Here is a 17,001-nt window from a genome sequence, read left to right as displayed (position 1 = left end):
CGGCCGCGAGGACCGGAGCCGACGAGGGCGCAGCGCACTCCGCCGCTGGCCCGCCGATGCCCGGGGAGGCCCGCCTCCGGGGCCGAGGACGCCACGTACCGGAGCCCGGAGTCCCGCGGACACCCGTGTGGCGCACATCGACCGGTGCGCGGGGCCGCCACCCGGTGCGGCGATCGGCGGAGCGCGGCATGCCCCGAAAGCGTGACGGACCGGCGGCCGCTCCCCCCAAAAGGTCCCCCGGACGGCGCGACGGCTCTCCCCCGGGTCTCGTGGCCCGCCGGGAACGCGAACGCCGTTGCGCACGGCGGTACACCGCACGGCCACCCGGACGGCCCTGCCCCTCGGGTAATCCCCAGGTGGTCGTATGAGCGAGTCAAACGCACCATTTCGCCACATTTCTGCCAGAGTGCACTCGGCTTTACTCACCGGATTGAGCGAAGAGAGCCGTGCGTGCTGCACATGTGTCGTACTGACGAACAACGATTGACGGTCCTTCACCTGGTCCAACCCGTCGACGGTGGAGTGGCCCGGGTCGTCACCGATCTCGTCAGGGCGCAGGCCGGGGCCGGGCTGCGTCCCGTGGTGGCCTGCCCGCCGAGGAGCCCGCTGGCGCTCGGGGCCGCGGCGGCGGGGGCCGAGGTGCGCGGCTGGGCGGCCACCCGCGCTCCGGGCCCCCGGCTGGCCGGTGAGATCGCGGCCGCGCGCCGGATCGTGAGCGCCAGTCGGCCCCATGTGCTGCACGCCCACAGCGCCAAGGCCGGTTTGGCGGGCCGCATCGCCGTACGCGGCCGGGTGCCCACGGTGTTCCAGCCGCACGCCTGGTCGTTCGAGGCGGTGGGCGGGGCCACCGCGGAGCTCGCGCTGCGCTGGGAGCGGTTCGGGGCGCGCTGGGCCGACCGCATCCTGTGCGTCAGCGACTCCGAACGGCGCACCGGCCAGGAGGCGGGCGTCGCCGCCCGCTGGTCGGTGATCCACAACGGGATCGACCTCGACCGCTTCCGCCCCGGCGGACGCGCCGACCGCACGGCCGCCCGCGCCTCCCTGCCGGGGCTGGAGGGGATCGCACCCGACGCCCCGCTGGTCGTCTGCGTCGGCCGGCTGACCCGGCAGAAGGGGCAGGACGTCCTGCTGCGCGCCTGGAGCCGTATGCGGGTGGCCGGAGCACGTCTGGTCCTGGTGGGGGACGGGCCCGACCGGGGCGCCCTGGAGGAATCGGCTCCGCCCGGTGTGCTGTTCACCGGCGCGAGCCAGGACGTGCGGCCGTGGGTGCACGCCTCGGACGTCCTCGTGCTGCCCTCCCGCTGGGAAGGCATGGCGCTCGCGCCGCTGGAGGCCATGGCCTGCGGCCGTGCTGTCGTGATGAGCGACGTCAGTGGGGCCAGGGAGAGCCTGCCGCCCGGCGACGAGGCCCACTGCCTGGTGCCGCCGGAGGACCCGGGGGCCCTGGCCGCGGCTCTGACCGCACTGCTCACCGATCCCGCACTGCGCCGGGCGCTGGCCCTCCGGGCCCAGCTCCACAGCCGGTCCGCCTTCGACGTACGGCGCACCGCCGGGGCGGTCACCGGCCTCTACCGGGAACTTGTCGGCACGTCCAGCCCCACGATGAGGAAGCGCACCGAGCGATGACGATGGAGAGTGCACCCGTTCCCGGCGCCGGACGGACGACGGCCGTGCAGGCCCACACGGTCCATCCGCCGCGAAGAAGCGACGGGCGGGTCCGCCCCCAGCACGGCCCGCGCCGCACGGTCCGGTGCGGCCGCGTCGCCCAGCTCCTGTGCGCCGACGCCCTCGCGCCGGTCATGGCGTTCGCCCTGGTCGTCCCCGCGCCGTGGCCCTGGACGGTGGTGGCCGCCCAGGCGATCGCGCAGCTGCTGCTCTTCGCCCACAGAGGGCTCTACCGCCGTCGCCTGTCCCCCTCCGCCCTGTCCGAACTGCCCGCGCTGCTGGGCCTCGTCCTGCTCCAGTGGTATCTGACGATGGAGGTTCTGGACGCCCGGGCCCCGCACCACGCCATCGACTGGACGGTGCTCGCGTACGGGGCCGCCGCCCAGACCGCGCTGGCCTGCGGCATGCGCGCGGCGCTCCACCGGGCGCGGCGGCGCACGGCCGCCCGGCGCCCCCGCTCGGCCCTCGTCGTCGGGCACGGCCCGCTCGCCCGCCAGGTGACGGCCGCCCTGTACGGCCGCCCCGAGTACGGGCTGCGCCCGGTCGGGCTGGTCGCCCCCCACGGCCCCGGCGACCAGGACCCCGCGACGGGCTCCAGCGCTCCGGCTCCGCCCCTCCTGGACACCCCGCAGGAGGTGGGACGAGCCGTGGTGCAGAACAGCGTGCGGCACGTGGTGTTCACCGCCCCGCCCGAGGCCGCCGGGGACGGCGCGGAGCTCTTCGCCCTGCTCGCACGCTACGGTTGCCGGATGTGGCTGGTCAGCGCCCCTGGCGGGCCGGCCGTCCCCGCGCAGGCCCCCGGCGTTCGCCCGGACCACCTGTGGGGCTTCGCCGTCCAGCCCCTGCACGAGGGGCCGCGCAGCAGCGTCGGCCTCGGTGTGAAGCGGGCGGCGGACGTGGTCCTGGCCGCGTGCGGTCTGCTGCTGGCGGCCCCGGTGATGGCGGCCTGCGCGGTGGCGGTAAGGCTCTTGGACGGGCCGGGGGTGATCTTCCGTCAGGAGCGCGTCGGCCGGCACGGACGCCTGTTCGTCCTGCTCAAGTTCCGTACCCTGCGGCCCGCCGACGCCCAGGAGTCGGCGACCCGGTGGAACGTCGCCTCCGACCGGCGCGTGAGCCGTGTGGGCCGGGTGCTGCGCCGCACCTCGCTCGACGAGCTTCCGCAGTTGTGGAACGTGCTGCGCGGTGATATGAGCCTGGTCGGTCCGCGCCCCGAACGCCCCTACTTCGTCGCGCAGTTCGGCCGCGCCCACACCGGATACCAGGCGCGCCACCGGATGCCGGTCGGCATCACGGGCCTGGCTCAGGTGAACGGGCTGCGCGGCGACACCTCGATCGAGGAACGGGCCCGTTTCGACAACCGCTACATCGAGACCTGGTCCCTGTGGCAGGACGCGTGCGTCCTGGCACGGACCGTGGGCTCCCTGTTCCGACTCGGAGGCAGCTGACCATGGCCGCTGCCCTCGCGCCGGCCGCGCCCGCGCCCGCCGCCCCCGCCGCCCTCGCAGGGCCGCCGCCGGGCGGGTGGCGGAGGCGGTGGCCGCTGCTCCCCCTGATCGCGACCGTCCTGCTGCCCGCCTGGCCCCACGGCGCGTCCGACCCGGGCGGCGGCCCTGCGGCCGGGGCGGCCGACGTGGCCTCCGGCGTCGCGGTGCTGGTGTGCGTGGGGCGGCTGCTGTACCTGCGGTGGCGTCCGCTGAGCGTCCCGGCCGCCGTCGTCCTGAGCCTGCCCGTCGTGGGCTTCGCCGCGGCCGCCGTCACCGCCGCGGACCCCGCGGCGGCCCTGCCCGGGCTGGTCCGCTACCTCCAGGTCTTCGTCCTGGTGCCGGCCGCCGTGTTCCTGCTGCTCCGGGACGCCCACGGGTTCCGGATCGTCGGCGGCGCGCTGGTGCTGCTGGCCGCCGTCCAGGGCGTCGTGGGCGTCCATCAGTACGTCACCGGGACCGGTGCCTCGTACCAGGGGGAAGACGTCCGGGCGGTCGGCACCTTCGGCCCCGGCGACATCATGGGGATGGCCACGGTCGTCGGCTACGGACTGCTCGCCGCGACGGCCTGCGCGCTGCGCGCTCCCCGGTCCGCCCCCGCCTGGCTGCGGCCGTGCGCCGCCGTCGTCGCCGTCGGGCTGACCGTGCCCCTGGCGCTCTCGTTCAGCCGGGGTGTGTGGATCGCCACGGCCGCCGCGGTCCTCGCCGCCCTGGCGCTCACCGGGCGGCGGCAGGCGTTCACCTCGCTGGCGGTGCTGGGCGCGGTCGGGGTGGTGCTGATCGGCGGGTTCGGCGTCGGCTCCGAGATGATCGCGGACCGGGCGGCCAGCGTGACCCGGGTGACGCATGCCCCGGACCGGTCGGTCAGCGACCGCTACGCCATGTGGAGCGCGGCGGGCTCGATGTGGCGGGAGCGGCCGGCGACCGGGGTGGGGCTCAAGGGCTTCCCCGGCCACCGCGACGCCCATGCCTCGATCGGGCTCTCCTCGGGCAGCGACACCGCCGGGGCCGGCCAGGGCTTTCGTCGGCAGGCGCTCCTGTCGCCGCACAACATGTATCTGCTCGTTCTCAGCGAGCAGGGCCTGATCGGACTCACCGCGATCGTCGGGAGCTGGGCGGCGATTCTGGTGGGCGCGGTGCGCAGGCTGGTCCGGGCCCGCTCGCGCGGCGACGCGGCCGTGGACTGCGGGCTGGTGGCGGTCGCGCTGATGACCTGGAGTTGCGTCAACTTCCTGTACGCCGACATCGGCGGGCCCACGACGGTGCTGAGCGGTGTCGTGCTGGGGCTGGCCGCCTGGTGGGCGCTGGCCGGGCCGGACCGGGTGAGCGCCGCATGAGCGACACCGGTACGGGCACGGAGGCCGGGCCGCGCCCGGGCGGGGCGGCCCCGCCGTCGCGCCCCGGCCCCCGGCCCGGCGTCGACGCCGGGCCGGAGACGGGAGACGGCGGGGCGCCCCTGCTCGGGTCGTTCCTCGCCCGTGCGGCGGCGGCCACCGCGGTTCTGACCGTGCTGGGGGCGATCCTCGGTCTGGTGCGGGACCAGACCATCGCCCGGTACTTCGGCGCGAGCGGGGCGAGCGACGCGTTCCTGATCGCCTGGACCGTGCCGGAGATGGCGGCGACCCTGCTGATCGAGGACGGGATGGCCCTGCTGCTCGTCCCCGCGTTCAGCCTCGCCCTGACCCGACGGGCGGCGGCCGGCCAGGGCGCCGCACCCGGGCCCGACCCGGTGCGGGACCTGGTGGCGGCCACGCTCCCCCGGCTGACCGCCCTGCTCGCCGGCTGCGCGGCGCTGCTCGTCGCGGGAGCTCCGTGGGTGGTGGGCGTGCTGGCGCCGGGGCTGGCCGATCCACGGCTCGCGGTGGACTGCACCCGGCTCACGGCCGTCACCGTGCTCACGTTCGGCATCACCGGCTACTTCAGCGCCGTCCTGCGCGCCCACCGCAGCTTCCTGCCGCCGGCGGGGGTCTACGTTGCCTACAACGTCGGCATCATCGGAATGACCCTGGCGCTGCACGCCGCGTGGGGCGTGCGGGCCGCGGCGGCGGGCGTCGCGGTCGGCAGCGCGCTGATGGTCGTGACCCAGCTGCCGACGTTCTGGCGGCTGGTGCCGCCCGCGCGGCCGCGGCCGCGCGGGCCGAAGCGCCGGGCCGCGCGGACGGCTCCGCTGCTGGGCGTCGCGCTCCTGGCCCCGGTGGTCCTGTTCGTGGTGAGCCGTCAGTCCCAGGTGCTGGTCGAACGGTTTCTGGCCTCCACCCTGCCGGCGGGCGCGATCTCCCACCTGAACTACGCCCAGAAGGTCGCGCAGTTGCCGATGGTGCTGTCGCTGATGGTCTGCACGGTCACGTTCCCCGTCGTCGCCCGGGCCATGGCCGCCGGAGACCGGGAGGGCGCCCGGCGCCGGGTCGAGCGGGACCTGGCGCTGGCCGGGACGGTGGTGCTGCTCGGCACGGCGGTCGTCCTCGGCTACGCGCCGAAGATCATCGAGGTGCTCTTCCAGCGCGGCGCGTTCGACGCCGACGACACCCGGGCCACCGCCCAGGTGATGCGGGTGTACGCGGCGGGCCTGCTCGGGCACTGCCTGGTCGGCGCGCTGAGCCGGCCGTTCTTCTCGTCCGGGCGTCCCACCTGGTTCCCCGCGTTCGCCATGGGCACCGGGCTGGTGGTCACCCTGGGCATGGGGTACGCCCTGACGCACCGGCTCGGCGTCGACGGCATCGCGACGGCCAACGCGCTCGGGATCAGCACCGCGGCGCTGCTGCTCCTCATGGGGCTGGGCACCCGTGTGGTGCCGATCCGCGCGCGCGCCGTGGCGGTGTCCCTCGGGCGGCTGACGGGAGCGGCGCTGGCGGCGGGGGCGGCGGGCTGGGCGGCCGCCCCCGTGCTCGACGATCCGGTGCTGAGCCTGGCCGCCGGGTGCCTGCTGGTCCCCGCCGTGTTCGTCCTGACCGGGCTCGCCCTGCGCTCACCCGAAGTCACATCCCTGCTGGCACTCATCCGACGGAGGTTCCCTGATGGCCGCTGACCCCTCGGCACGCCGCGCCGACGCCCCCTCGTCCCGGTTCCGCCCGCACGCCCGCCGGGAGCCGTGGATTCTGACCTACCACTCGGTCACCGACGCCGGGGACGACCCGTACGGCATCACCGTCTCCCCGGCGCGCCTGGACGAACAGCTGTCCTGGCTGCGCAGCAGGCGGCTGACGGGGGTGGGGGTGGCGGAGCTGCTGCGCGCGCGGGCTGCGGGGCGGCGCGGACTGGTCGGCCTGACGTTCGACGACGGGTACGCGGACTTCCTCGGCGAGGCGCTGCCGGTGCTGCGCAGGCACGGCTGCCGGGCGACGGTCTTCGTGCTGCCGGGGCGGCCAGGCGGCGTGAACGAGTGGGACCCGTTGGGACCGCGCAAGCCGCTGCTCACCCGCGAGGACGTCCGGCGGGTCGCAGCCGCCGGCATGGAGGTCGGCTCGCACGGCCTGTACCACCGGGATCTGACAGCCCTGGGGGACGAGGAACTGCACCACGAGACGCGGCACAGCCGGCAACTGATCGGCGATCTCACCGGCACGCCCCCGGAGGGCTTCTGCTATCCCTACGGCGTCCTCGACGGCCGGGTCGCCGCGGCTGCCCGCTCCGCGGGCTACGGCTACGCCTGCGCGCTGAGCCCCGGCCCGCTGCTCAGCCGTTACGCGCTCCCCCGCACCCACATCAGCCAGGCGGACCGGGGGGCTCGGCTGTGGGCGAAGGACCTGAGGCACGGACTGCGGCACGGCGCCGTGCCCGGGACGGCGCCCGCCTGCGCGCCCCGGGCCGCCGGACCGGTGCGGACGGGCGGCGCCCGGTGAGGGCGCTGCACGTCATCACCGGGCTCGGGGTCGGCGGCGCCGAGCGGCAGTTGCGGCTGCTGCTGCGCCATCTGCCGGTCCCCTGCGACGTCGTCACGCTCACCAACCCCGGTGCGGTGGCTCGGGAACTGCGGTCCGACGGGATTCGCGTGGCTCATCTGGGGATGCGCGGCAACCGGGACCTGTCGGCCGTCGGGAGGCTGGCGCGGCTGATCCGGGAGGGCCGCTACGACCTCGTCCACACGCATCTGTACCGGGCGTGCGTCTACGGCAGGGTCGCGGCCCGGCTGGCGGGGGCCCGCGCGACGGTCGCGACCGAGCACTCGCTGGGCCGCGCCGAGATCGAGGGCCGTCCGCTCACGCGCGGCGTCCGTGCCCTGTACCTGTCCACCGAACGGCTCGGCTCGGCCACCGTCGCCGTCTCGTCCACCGTGGCCGGGCGGCTGCGGGACTGGGGGGTGCCCGCCGACCGGATTCGGCTGGTGCCCAACGGCATCGACGCGGACCGCTTCCGCTTCGACGCGGGGCGGCGCGCGGCCGTGCGGGCGGCCCTGGAGCTGCCCGACGACGCCTTCGTGGTCGGCGGGGTCGGCAGGCTGGTCCCCGGCAAACGCTTCGACGTGCTGCTCCGCGCGGTCGCCGCACTGCCCGAGGCCCGGCTGCTGCTGGCCGGGGACGGGCCTGAGGCAGGGCCGCTGCGCGCCCTGGCCCTCCGTCTGGGCGCGGTGGACCGGATTCGGTTCCTCGGGGAGTGCGACGAGGGGGGTGGCGGGCCGGCACCCGGCGTCCCGTCACTGCTCAGCGCGTTGGACGCGTTCGTCTCCACGTCCCGCGAGGAGTCCTTCGGGCTGGCCGCCGTCGAGGCGCTCGCCGCGGGGCTGCCGGTGCTGCACGACGCCTGCCCCGCCATCGACGACCTCCCCGCCGCCCACGCCCCCGGCGCCACCCGGATCGCCGGGAGCCCGGAGGAGCTGACGGCCCGGCTGCGGCAGCGGATACAGGCCCGGTGCGACCGGCTGCCGCCGCCCAGGGCCGTCGGCCACTACGACATCAGGCGCAGCAGCGAGCGTCTGATGGACGTCTACGCGTACGCCCTCGACACCGCCCCACCGAACCGGAGAGCCCTGTCATGACCGAGTCCCCCGAGCAGCGACGGCACCGCGTCGTACGTCGCCTGCGCTCCGTCTGGCGCCGCGTCGTACGTCTTCTGCGCTCCACCTGGCGCCGCGTCGTACGTCTTCTGCGCTCCGCCTTCACCCGGTTGCCGCACGGGTGGCCCCTGCCTGCCTGCGCGGCGCTCGGCGCGGCCCTCGGGCTCGCGTACGGCCTGCTCGCTCCCCCCCGGTACGAGGCCACCAGCTACGCGATGGCGGTCGCGGAGAAGGAGACCGCCCCCGCGGCGGCGCTGGGATACGCGCAGTCGTACGGCCGGTTGGTCACCAGCGACGCCACCCTCTCGTACGCCCAGGGCGCGGCCGGCGAGCCGGTGCGCGAACTGCGGTCCCTGGTGCGGTCGGAGACGTCCCCCGACTCGCCGATGATCGCGGTGACCGGCGCTTCGGAGGACCGGCGCAAGGCTGCCGACATCGCGAACGCGGTCATCGAGGCCGTCATCGTGAGCAGCGGTCATGTGTCCGAGGACACGGGGGTGAAGCTGATCAAGTTCACCCACGCGATGACGCCCGACCGGCCCGTATCGCCGTCCGTGCCGCTGGGCACGGCCGTGGGGGCCTCCGCGGGCGGGCTGCTGGGCGGCCTGGCCCTGTTGGTGCGACCGCGCCGGGCGGACCGGCGGGTCGCGGCGCAGGTGCCCGGACCGACGACCGGCGGCACGGGCGTCGCCCGGGACGAACGGGAGCTCGCGCGATGACGGGACGCCGAAGTGGCGGTCTCGCCGTCACCCTGTGCCGGGACTCCCGGGAGTTCGCCGCCCTCTGCGGGGAATGGGAGGCGCTGCACCGGCGCTGCGCCACGGCCACCCCCTTCCAGAGCCATGCCTGGCTGCGTTCGTGGTGGATCTCCTACGGCCAGGAGGGCCGGCTGCGGGTGCTCCTGGTGCGCCGGGCCGGGCGGCTGATCGGAGCGGCGCCGCTGATGCTGGTGCACCGCCCGATGCCGCTGCTGGTTCCGATGGGCGGGGCCGTCTCCGACTTCTTCGACATCCTGCTCGACGAGGAAGAGGCCGGGTACGCGGTGGGGGCGCTGCGGCGTGGGCTCGACCGGGCGGCCCGGCACACCGTGGTGGACCTGCGGGAGGTGCGGCCCGACGCCTCGGCGCAGTTGCTGTTCGGCCGGTGGCCGGGGCCGCGGAGCCGACTCACGGACTCGACGTGCATGGAGCTCCCGGCCGAGCCGCTGGGCGACCTGGCGGCGCGGCTGACGGGCTCGCGGGGCCAGCGGCTGCGGGCGAAGCTGCGCAGGGTCGACGCGCTGGGGGTCGAGGCGCGCAGAATCCCGCAGGACGGCGTCCCGGCGGCGATCGGCGCGCTCCTGCGTCTGCACGAGCGGCAGTGGGAGGGCCGGGGCGTCAACCCCGAGCACCTCCGGGCACGCTTCTCCGACCATCTGATCCGCTCGGTGGGACGGATGACGGCGGAGGGCACGGCAGCCGTGACCGAGTTCCGGCTGAAGGGCGAGGTGGTGGCGTCCAATCTCTCACTGCAGTCCGGTCGCCTGGTGGGGGGCTATCTGTACGGAGCCGACCCGGCACTGCGCGAACAGAAGGTCGATGTGTCGACGATGCTGCTGCGCGAGGTCGCCCGGCAGGCGTCGGACGGCGGGCACGAGGTGCTGAGCCTGTTGCGCGGTGCTGAGCGGTACAAGAACCACTGGCAGCCCGTGCCCGTGGTCAATCAGCGCCTGCTGCTGGCCCGCCCGGGCCTGGAGCCGCTGCTGCGGCTGCGCGAGTCACAGGTGGCGGTACGGGAGCGGGCGGCGCAGACCGTGAAGTCCCGGTTTCCGGCGGCGCGCGACTGGCGCGAGCGGCTGACGGCGCTCCCGGCGCACGGCCGCTGAGCCGTCGCCGCGGTGGCACGGACGACGTCGGAGATATCACCTATGCGCCGATCCGTTACCGCCCGGAGCTTCGCGCGTTGTCAGGGGGTGCGGACTGCGTGTTCGCCACCCACCCTCTTCTTCCCAAGGAGTTCTGCATGTCTCGTATGACCAAGACCGCCGTCGTGATGGCCGGTGCCGGCGCCCTCATCGCCGGCGGCGCCGGCATCGCCTCTGCGGACGCCGGAGCACAGGGCCTCGCCGCCGCCTCCCCCGGTGTCGCCTCGGGCAACACCGTCCAGGTCCCCGTGCACGTGCCGGTGAACCTCTGCGGCAACACGATCAACGTGGTCGGCCTGCTGAACCCGGCCTTCGGCAACACCTGCGTCAACGCCTCCGCGGGTCACGACAACCACGGGGGCTACGGCTACGGCCGCTGACCCCGCGGCGCAGCGGCGGCCGGCTCCCTCCTTCCGGAGGGGGCCGGCCGTTTCCGTGTCGGGCCGGGGGCCCGCCCGGGGTCAGACGTAGCGGTAGAGCTTGCTGTGGTCCAGGAGCTGGGAGGGCGTCACGTTCCAGGGGGGCATCGGGTCGTCGAGGCCGAAGACATGGACACGGGCACGGCCGGGTGAGGCGGGCCTGCGACCGGGCAGGTAGGCGGAGCGCGGGTGGGCCTTCTGCCATCGGTCCCACAGCAGGTCGATGAAGGAGTGGTGGAGCCAGAAGACGGGGTCCTCCGGGGAGGCCGCGCCGGCCATCGGGCCGCCGACCCACTGGTGGACCCGGTTGTGGTTGGCCACGGCGCGCACGCCGCGGATGCCCCAGCCCTCGATGCGGTTGCGGAAGCCCTCGGTACTGACGCTGTTCCAGGGTTCGGCGTCGTAGACCGGGTCCTCGATCGCCCGCGCCACGTCGGCCGCTGTGGGGAGGGAGACCGGGTCGCGTCCCGGTCTGCCGAAGTTGCGGGTGAGGTAGTGCTCGTCGGTGACTCCCGCTCCGACCCGCCACACGCCCGCCGGGTAGGCGAACGGCCCGGTGGTGACCATGCGGTCGCCCGCTCTGCCGTTGCCGCCGAGGAAGTCCTCCGCCCACAGGGAGGAGCTGGGCGTGTTGTCCCTGGTCCAGTCCCAGTACGGGACGCTGACCCCCGGGTCGACGCCTTGGAGCGCCCGCTCGAACTCCAGCAGATAGCGGCGGTGCCACGGGAAGAACGAGGGGGTCATGTGGGCGGGGCGCGAGCGGTACTCCGTGTCCATCACGTAGTACTCCCGGTGCATGGCGACGAAGTCGTCGTAGCGGCCCGAGCGCTTCAGTCTCAGGACAGCGTCGACGAACCGGCGCTTTTCTGTGTGTGTGAGGTCGCGCTGGTTCTTGCGGGTGTACACCGGTGCTGGTCCTCCTGGTTCACACGGGGTGCGCGGCGGGGAGCGCGAGCCGGGCGGCGCCGAGCTCGTCGACGGCGGCGCGCGCCGTCTCCAGCAGGGTCGGGAACGACTCGTAGTGCCTGACGTCGCTCAGATAGGTGCCGTCCGCCCGCCTCATGACGTGCAGCGGTCGGCCGTCGATACGGACCTCGGCGGCGGGTCCGGCGGAGACGGCCGCCCGGTCACCGTCCGGAGCTCCGGCAGGGACGACGGCCGGGGCGGCGGGGGTCTGCGTCCCCCGGATCTCCCGGCCCCGGTACATCTCGGCGAACACCACCTCGGCGGGAGGCGGCCCTGCGAAGGCGGGGGCGGGGCGGGCGGCGGCGCCCTGTCCCCGGTCGAGCACCGGGGACAGGGCGGCGGCGGTGCCGGTGACCGCGGCTGCGGTGAAGGCGCCGCGCAGGACGAACCGCCGGGTGCGACCGGGCGTGCTTCCGGGTTTCGCGGGGGTCGGGCTCATGGGGGGTCTGCCTGCCTCTCGTCGACTCGGCCGGGTGCTGCTGATGGCGATGCTGACAACGAGGCGGTGGTGAAACAGCTCTCTTGCGTGCGCCGTGCGGCGGATCTCACACGGGCGGCCTACGGGGGCCGGACGAGGCCCACGTCGCGTCACCTGCGTGAGCGCGCGCGGTCGTCGGCGCGTGCTGCTCGCGTCGCGCGGCCCGGACCCGCCCGTGGGCCGCACCATGGCCTGGCGAACTGGTGGAGGTGTGGGGCGTGAGCGTTCCGAATCACGGGCCCGGCGGCCGTCCGCGGGGAGCGGCGGGCGTCGATCCGGCCGATCCGGCCTTCCGGCGGCTGCCACGCGCCGAGCGGCTGCGCCCCTTCGCCGTACTGCGCGCACTCGACGCGCCCGTGCTCTTCAGCGGCCGGGCGCGGCCCGTACCGCGGGTCAGCCGTTCACGCCTTGGTGCGCCACGCCGACGTACGGGCCGCGAGCCGCGGGTGTACGCGAACCCTCCCGGGGCCGGCGGGCTGGGCGAAGGCGCTGCTCGGCAACTCGATGGTCAACATGGACGGGCCGGAGCACGCGGCGCCGCGCCGGATCGTCCCGCGGCGCTTCACCCCCGCCTGCCGGCCGACGCCGAGGAGAACTTCGGCCGGGGCGGAGGCGACCCGGAACGCGATCGCGCGCGGGCTGTCCCTGCTCGGCCGGAATCCGGAGCGGAGTGCTCTGCTGCCCTCCGACTTCGACCGTCACGTCGGCGGGGCGGTCGAAGAAATCGTCCGACATTCGACACCGATCCCCCAGTTCCGCAGGACGGTCACCACACCCTGCTCACTCGGCGGCCGCACGTTCCTGCCGGGCGAGAAAGTCGCTCTCATCTACGCTTCGGCCAATCGGGGCGAAACAGTTCTCACCTGTCCGGATGTCTCGACATCACCCGGTCCCCGGATTCCCATCTCGGATACGGCGGCGGAGGGCCGCACCACCGCCTGGGCGCACATCTGGCCCGCCTCGAAATCACGGCCCTGCTCCGAGAACTGTTCGACCGGCGTCCCGGAGACGGGCGATCCGCAACTGGTCGACTCGCATTTCGACAACCGCGTCGGGTCCCTCCCGTTCACGTTCGGCCCCACATTCACCTGAACGGCACGAAAACGACGCCGCATACGATAAATGGACTTCTGCACATGCCTGCGATGCCGGAAGATGAAACTCTCGTCGTCAGGCCGAACCGGCCGGAATTGCACCGCAGCCAGGAGGATGAATGCCGGCGAAGCGCCATCTCATCAGTACGTGCATCGCGGCGGTGGCTCTCAGCCTCCTGGCCGGCGGGGGCATCGCGGGCCGGGGGCCGGGCGGCGACTCCGTCGACAGCGCCGCCCCCGGCCCCCCGACGGCGGGGGGCGGCACGGCGCACGGCGCCTATCTGGACTTCGGGCCCGCCGGGGTCAGCCGGATGGACGACCTGTCGCGCTGGCTCGGCGGAGCCGAGCTGCGGGTCGGCCACACCTACCTGCCGGGGGACCTGTGGGTGAACATCGAGGGCTCGCCCGACTTCCTCGACGCCTGGGCGGACTGGCGGCGGGGGGACGCGGACCGGATGTTCGTCCTGAACGTGCCGATGCTGGAGCGCAACGAGGAGCGGGTCCCGGACGACGAGGTCCGCGCCCTGCTCCGGGCGGGCGCGGCCGGCGACCACGACCGGCACTTCACCCGTCTCGCGGAGCGCCTGGTGCGGCTGGGCGTGCCGGACACCGTCATCGTGCTGGGCTGGGAGATGAACGGCACCACGTACACGCATCGCTGCGGACCCGACCCCGAGGCCTGGAAGGCCTACTGGGAGCGGATCGTCACGGCGATGCGGGCGGTGCCGGGCCAGCGGTTCCGTTTCGACTTCACTCCCAGCCGGGGCCGTGACGCGGTCCCGTGGACGGAGTGCTATCCGGGGGACGACGTCGTCGACATCATCGGGATGGACTCCTACGACCAGCCGCCCGGCGAGAGCTTCGACGACCAGGTGAGGGGCCCGTACGGGCTCCAGCGGCACGTCGACTTCGCGGCCGAGCGCGGCAAGCCGATCTCGTACCCCGAGTGGGGGCTTTTCCGCAACGGGGACAACCCCGTGTACATGCGGCGGATGCTCGAATGGATCGACCGGCACGAGCCGCTCTACCAGACCGTCACGGACTACTGTCCGCACGGAGTCTGGCAGTGCGGGGACAACCCCCGGTCCTCTGAGGTGTTCCGGACGATGCTCGCCCGGATGGCCGCCCCCTCGAAGCCCACGCCCCCTCCGACCCCCACACCCACTCCTACGCCCTCGACGGCTCCGAGCCCCTCCGCGTCGGCGCAGCCGACCGAGCCGGTGCCGCCCGCGCCCACGGCGACACCCCCGACGACCGGGGTCCCGCCCACCCGCAGGTGGTGCCTTGCCCTCCCCTTCGCGGACTGGCTGGGCCGGTGGACGAGGGATCGCGAGATCTGCGTGCGCTACTGACCCGCGCCTCCGGGGCCCGGCCACGGCCGGNNNCGCGCGGCGGTCCGCTCCGTACCGCCGCAGAGCCGGAGCCGCCGGCGCCGGCAGCGCGGGCAGCGCACACCGGTGCGCGGTCGGGGGCGACGCGCGACCATGGAAACCTACGGATGGTGGTGAGGTGCATGGCGTCCGCCGACGAGGACTCCCCGCCGGGGTCCGAGCCGCTGCCCTCCGGGGCGCTGCGGGGACCGGCGCAGACGGCCGACGACGCGGCGGCGGTGATCGCCGGGGACGGCACGGTCATCGGCTGGACGCGCGGGGCGGAGGCGCTGCTCGGCTATCCGGCCGCCGAGGTGGTCGGCCGGCCCGCCGCCCTGCTGCTGAGCGGGCCCCTCGACCCGCTGCGCGCGGCCGCGGGGGCCGCCCGCTGCCGGGCCGGGGCGGGGTGGAGCGGGACGCTTGCCCTGCGCGGCCGGGACGGCCGCTCGCTGGACGTGGACGTACGGGTATCCGCCTCGTTCCTGGTCACCGGGCACGAGGGGTTCCTGGTCTCCGGGCGTGAGCTCACCGCGCACTGGTCGATGAACGGGTCCGTGCTGGAGGACTTCCTGGCCCGGTCGCCGGTCGGCATGGCCGTGCTCGACCCGGACCTGCGCTATCTGTGGCTCAACGACACCCTGGAGCGCTTCGGCGGCGTGCCCAGGGACCAGCGCCTGGGCCGCCGGCCGGGCGATGTGCTGCCCCAGCCGCTGGCCGCGCCGCTCGAACGGCTGATGCGGCAGGTCCTGGCGACGGGCGTGCCGATCACCGACTACGAGTACCTGGGCTGGCGCTGGGCCGATCCGCACCGCCGGCGCGCGTACGCGAGTTCGTTCTTTCCGCTGACCGACGCCGGGGAGAACCGGATCGGCGTCGGCTACATGGTGCTCGACGTGACCGACCGGTGGAACGCGCGGCGGCTGCTGGCGCTCGTGAACGAAGCGGGGGCCAGTATCGGCAGCACCCTGGACGTGCAGCGCACCGCCCAGGAGCTCGCCGACTTCGCGGTTCCCCGGTTCGCCGATTTCGTCTTCGTCGATCTGCTGGAGCCCGCGCTCGGCGGCGACCGGCCGGGGGCCCTGTCCGCGGCGGTCATCGGCGGGCGGCCGTCGATGCGGAGGGCGGGGATGAGCTCGGTGCGTGAAGGCTGTCCGGAGGCGGTCGTACAGGTCGGGGAGACGGTCGACTTCGTCCCGCCGCCGCACAACGCGCATTTCCTCGTCGACGGGGACCCCATCCTGCTGCCGGTGCTCGACCCGGACAGCCACGCCTGGACGGTGGAGCAGCCGGCACGGGCGGCCCGGCTCCGGGAGTTCGGGCTGCACTCCCTCATCTCCGTGCCGATGCGGGCGCGGGACACGGTGCTCGGGCTGACCACCTTCATGCGGTCGAGCAACCCGGTGCCGTTCGCCGAGGACGACGTGGCGCCCGCCCGGGAGCTCGTGGCCCGCGCGGCGGTGTGCGTGGACAACGCCCGGCGCTACACCAGGGAGCACACGGCGGCGCTCGTGCTCCAGCAGAGCCTGCTGCCGCACACCCTCCGCGGCGGCACGGCCCTGGACGTGGCGTCGTCGTACCTCCCGGCGGACGCGAAGGACGGCGTCGGCGGCGACTGGTTCGACGTGATCCCGCTGTCCGGCGCCAGGGTCGGGCTGGTCATCGGGGATGTCGTCGGCCACGGCATCAGCGCCGCCGCGACCATGGGCCGACTGCGCACCGCCGTCCAGACGTTGGCCGACATGGACCTCGCCCCCGACGAGCTGCTGGCCCGGCTGGACGATCTGGTGCTGAGGCTGAGCGAGGAGGAGCCGGCGGGCGGTGCGGCGGAGCGGGGCGGCACGACGGTGGTGGGGGCCACCTGCCTGTACGCCGTCTACGATCCGGTGAGCGGGTGCTGCACGATGGCGCGGGCCGGGCATCCGCCGCCGCTGATCGTCACTCCGGACGGTGCGGTCAGCTTCCTCGATCTGCCCTCGGGGCCGCCCCTGGGCTTCGGTGGACTGCCCTTCGAGTCCCGGGAGATCGAGCTGGCCGAGGGGAGTCTCCTCGGCCTCTACACCGACGGTCTCATCGAGGGGTCCGACAAGGACGTCGAGGCCGGTACGGCCCGGTTGGCCGAGGCCGTGGCCCGGCGCGATCTGCCGTTGGAGGAGCTGTGCCCGGCGGTGGTCGAGCAGCTGCTCCCCGTCCCCCAGCCGGACGACATCGCGCTGCTCCTCGCCAGGACCCACGTGCTGAGCCCCGACCACCTGGCCTCGTGGGACGTGCCTCTGGAGCCGGCGGCGGTCGGTGAGGCCCGCGGCGAGGTGGCGGGCCAGTTGGCGGCGTGGGGCATCGCGGAGCTGTCCACGACGACGGAACTGATCGTCAGCGAGCTGGTGACCAACGCCATCCGGTACGCCTCGGGACCGGTGCGGCTGCGGCTGCTGCTCCAGTCGGCGCTGATCTGCGAGGTGTCCGACGCCAGCAACACCTCGCCCCGGCTGCGGCACGCCCGCACCACGGACGAGGGGGGGCGCGGTCTGTTCCTCGTCGCCCAGCTCGCCCACCGGTGGGGCACCCGCTACACACCCCGCGGCAAGATCATCTGGGCGGAGCAGAACCTGCCGTGACCGGGGGGCCGGCCGGGCCCCCG

General features: G+C 74.7%; 14 protein-coding genes. 12 read left to right on the top strand and 2 right to left on the bottom strand.

Annotated elements, in window-relative coordinates; all coding sequences use genetic code 11:
• Positions 1-450 precede the first annotated feature (450 nt).
• The 9 genes from V9U70_RS09890 (at position 451) to V9U70_RS09850 (ending at position 10,419) form a co-directional block, all read left to right on the top strand.
• Positions 451-1,626 (top strand): glycosyltransferase, encoded by a 1,176-nt coding sequence (locus V9U70_RS09890; RefSeq protein ID WP_419723960.1) that lies wholly within the window; start codon positions 451-453, stop codon positions 1,624-1,626.
• Positions 1,623-3,110: an exopolysaccharide biosynthesis polyprenyl glycosylphosphotransferase gene (locus tag V9U70_RS09885; protein ID WP_336674119.1), complete on the top strand. Its 1,488-nt coding sequence runs from the start codon at positions 1,623-1,625 to the stop codon at positions 3,108-3,110. The genes V9U70_RS09890 and V9U70_RS09885 overlap by 4 nt, the downstream gene beginning before the upstream one ends.
• Positions 3,111-3,112: 2 nt before the next feature.
• Positions 3,113-4,483, top strand: coding sequence for an O-antigen ligase family protein (locus V9U70_RS09880; protein WP_336674118.1), 1,371 nt, complete (start codon positions 3,113-3,115; stop codon positions 4,481-4,483).
• Complete coding sequence (locus tag V9U70_RS09875; protein ID WP_336674117.1) at positions 4,480-6,171, top strand: lipid II flippase MurJ; 1,692 nt, start codon at positions 4,480-4,482, stop codon at positions 6,169-6,171. The genes V9U70_RS09880 and V9U70_RS09875 overlap by 4 nt, the downstream gene beginning before the upstream one ends.
• A complete protein-coding gene (locus V9U70_RS09870) occupies positions 6,161-6,985 on the top strand; it encodes a polysaccharide deacetylase family protein (RefSeq protein ID WP_336674116.1) in 825 nt (274 codons plus the stop codon). The genes V9U70_RS09875 and V9U70_RS09870 overlap by 11 nt, the downstream gene beginning before the upstream one ends.
• Positions 6,982-8,118, top strand: coding sequence for a glycosyltransferase (locus V9U70_RS09865; protein WP_336674115.1), 1,137 nt, complete (start codon positions 6,982-6,984; stop codon positions 8,116-8,118). Before V9U70_RS09870 ends, V9U70_RS09865 begins: the two co-directional genes overlap by 4 nt.
• Complete coding sequence (locus V9U70_RS09860; protein WP_336674114.1) at positions 8,115-8,855, top strand: YveK family protein; 741 nt, start codon at positions 8,115-8,117, stop codon at positions 8,853-8,855. The genes V9U70_RS09865 and V9U70_RS09860 overlap by 4 nt, the downstream gene beginning before the upstream one ends.
• Positions 8,852-10,000, top strand: coding sequence for a GNAT family N-acetyltransferase (locus tag V9U70_RS09855; protein WP_336674113.1), 1,149 nt, complete (start codon positions 8,852-8,854; stop codon positions 9,998-10,000). Before V9U70_RS09860 ends, V9U70_RS09855 begins: the two co-directional genes overlap by 4 nt.
• Positions 10,001-10,137: 137 nt before the next feature.
• On the top strand, positions 10,138-10,419 hold the full coding sequence (locus V9U70_RS09850; protein WP_336674112.1) for a chaplin: 282 nt from the start codon (positions 10,138-10,140) through the stop codon (positions 10,417-10,419).
• An 81-nt stretch (positions 10,420-10,500) separates the two neighbouring features.
• Here the strand turns inward: V9U70_RS09850 and V9U70_RS09845 are convergent, their stop codons facing one another.
• Together V9U70_RS09845 and V9U70_RS09840 are read right to left on the bottom strand one after the other, a co-directional pair.
• Positions 10,501-11,364 carry a tyrosinase family protein gene (locus tag V9U70_RS09845; protein ID WP_336674111.1) on the bottom strand — a complete coding sequence of 288 codons (864 nt, stop codon included), beginning with the start codon at positions 11,362-11,364 and terminating at the stop codon, positions 10,501-10,503.
• Positions 11,365-11,383: 19 nt separating this feature from the next.
• Positions 11,384-11,863, bottom strand: coding sequence for a tyrosinase family oxidase copper chaperone (locus V9U70_RS09840; protein ID WP_336674110.1), 480 nt, complete (start codon positions 11,861-11,863; stop codon positions 11,384-11,386).
• Between the two features lie 447 nt (positions 11,864-12,310).
• On the opposite strand from V9U70_RS09840, the gene V9U70_RS09835 reads away from it, so the two are divergent.
• From V9U70_RS09835 to V9U70_RS09825, 3 genes are all read left to right on the top strand, one after another.
• Entirely contained in the window at positions 12,311-12,994 is a 684-nt protein-coding gene (locus V9U70_RS09835) for a cytochrome P450 family protein (RefSeq protein WP_336674109.1), read from the top strand.
• A gap of 121 nt (positions 12,995-13,115) precedes the next feature.
• Positions 13,116-14,348 (top strand): glycoside hydrolase family 26 protein, encoded by a 1,233-nt coding sequence (locus V9U70_RS09830; protein ID WP_336674108.1) that lies wholly within the window; start codon positions 13,116-13,118, stop codon positions 14,346-14,348.
• Positions 14,349-14,509: 161 nt separating this feature from the next.
• On the top strand, positions 14,510-16,978 hold the full coding sequence (locus V9U70_RS09825) for a SpoIIE family protein phosphatase (protein ID WP_336674107.1): 2,469 nt from the start codon (positions 14,510-14,512) through the stop codon (positions 16,976-16,978).
• Positions 16,979-17,001 lie beyond the last annotated feature (23 nt).

Source organism: Streptomyces pratensis (assembly GCF_037137275.1).
GTDB classification, from domain to species: domain Bacteria; phylum Actinomycetota; class Actinomycetes; order Streptomycetales; family Streptomycetaceae; genus Streptomyces; species Streptomyces pratensis_B.
The sequence above is the reverse complement of the archived record's forward strand: the minus strand, read 5'-3'. Positions and strand labels throughout refer to the sequence as shown.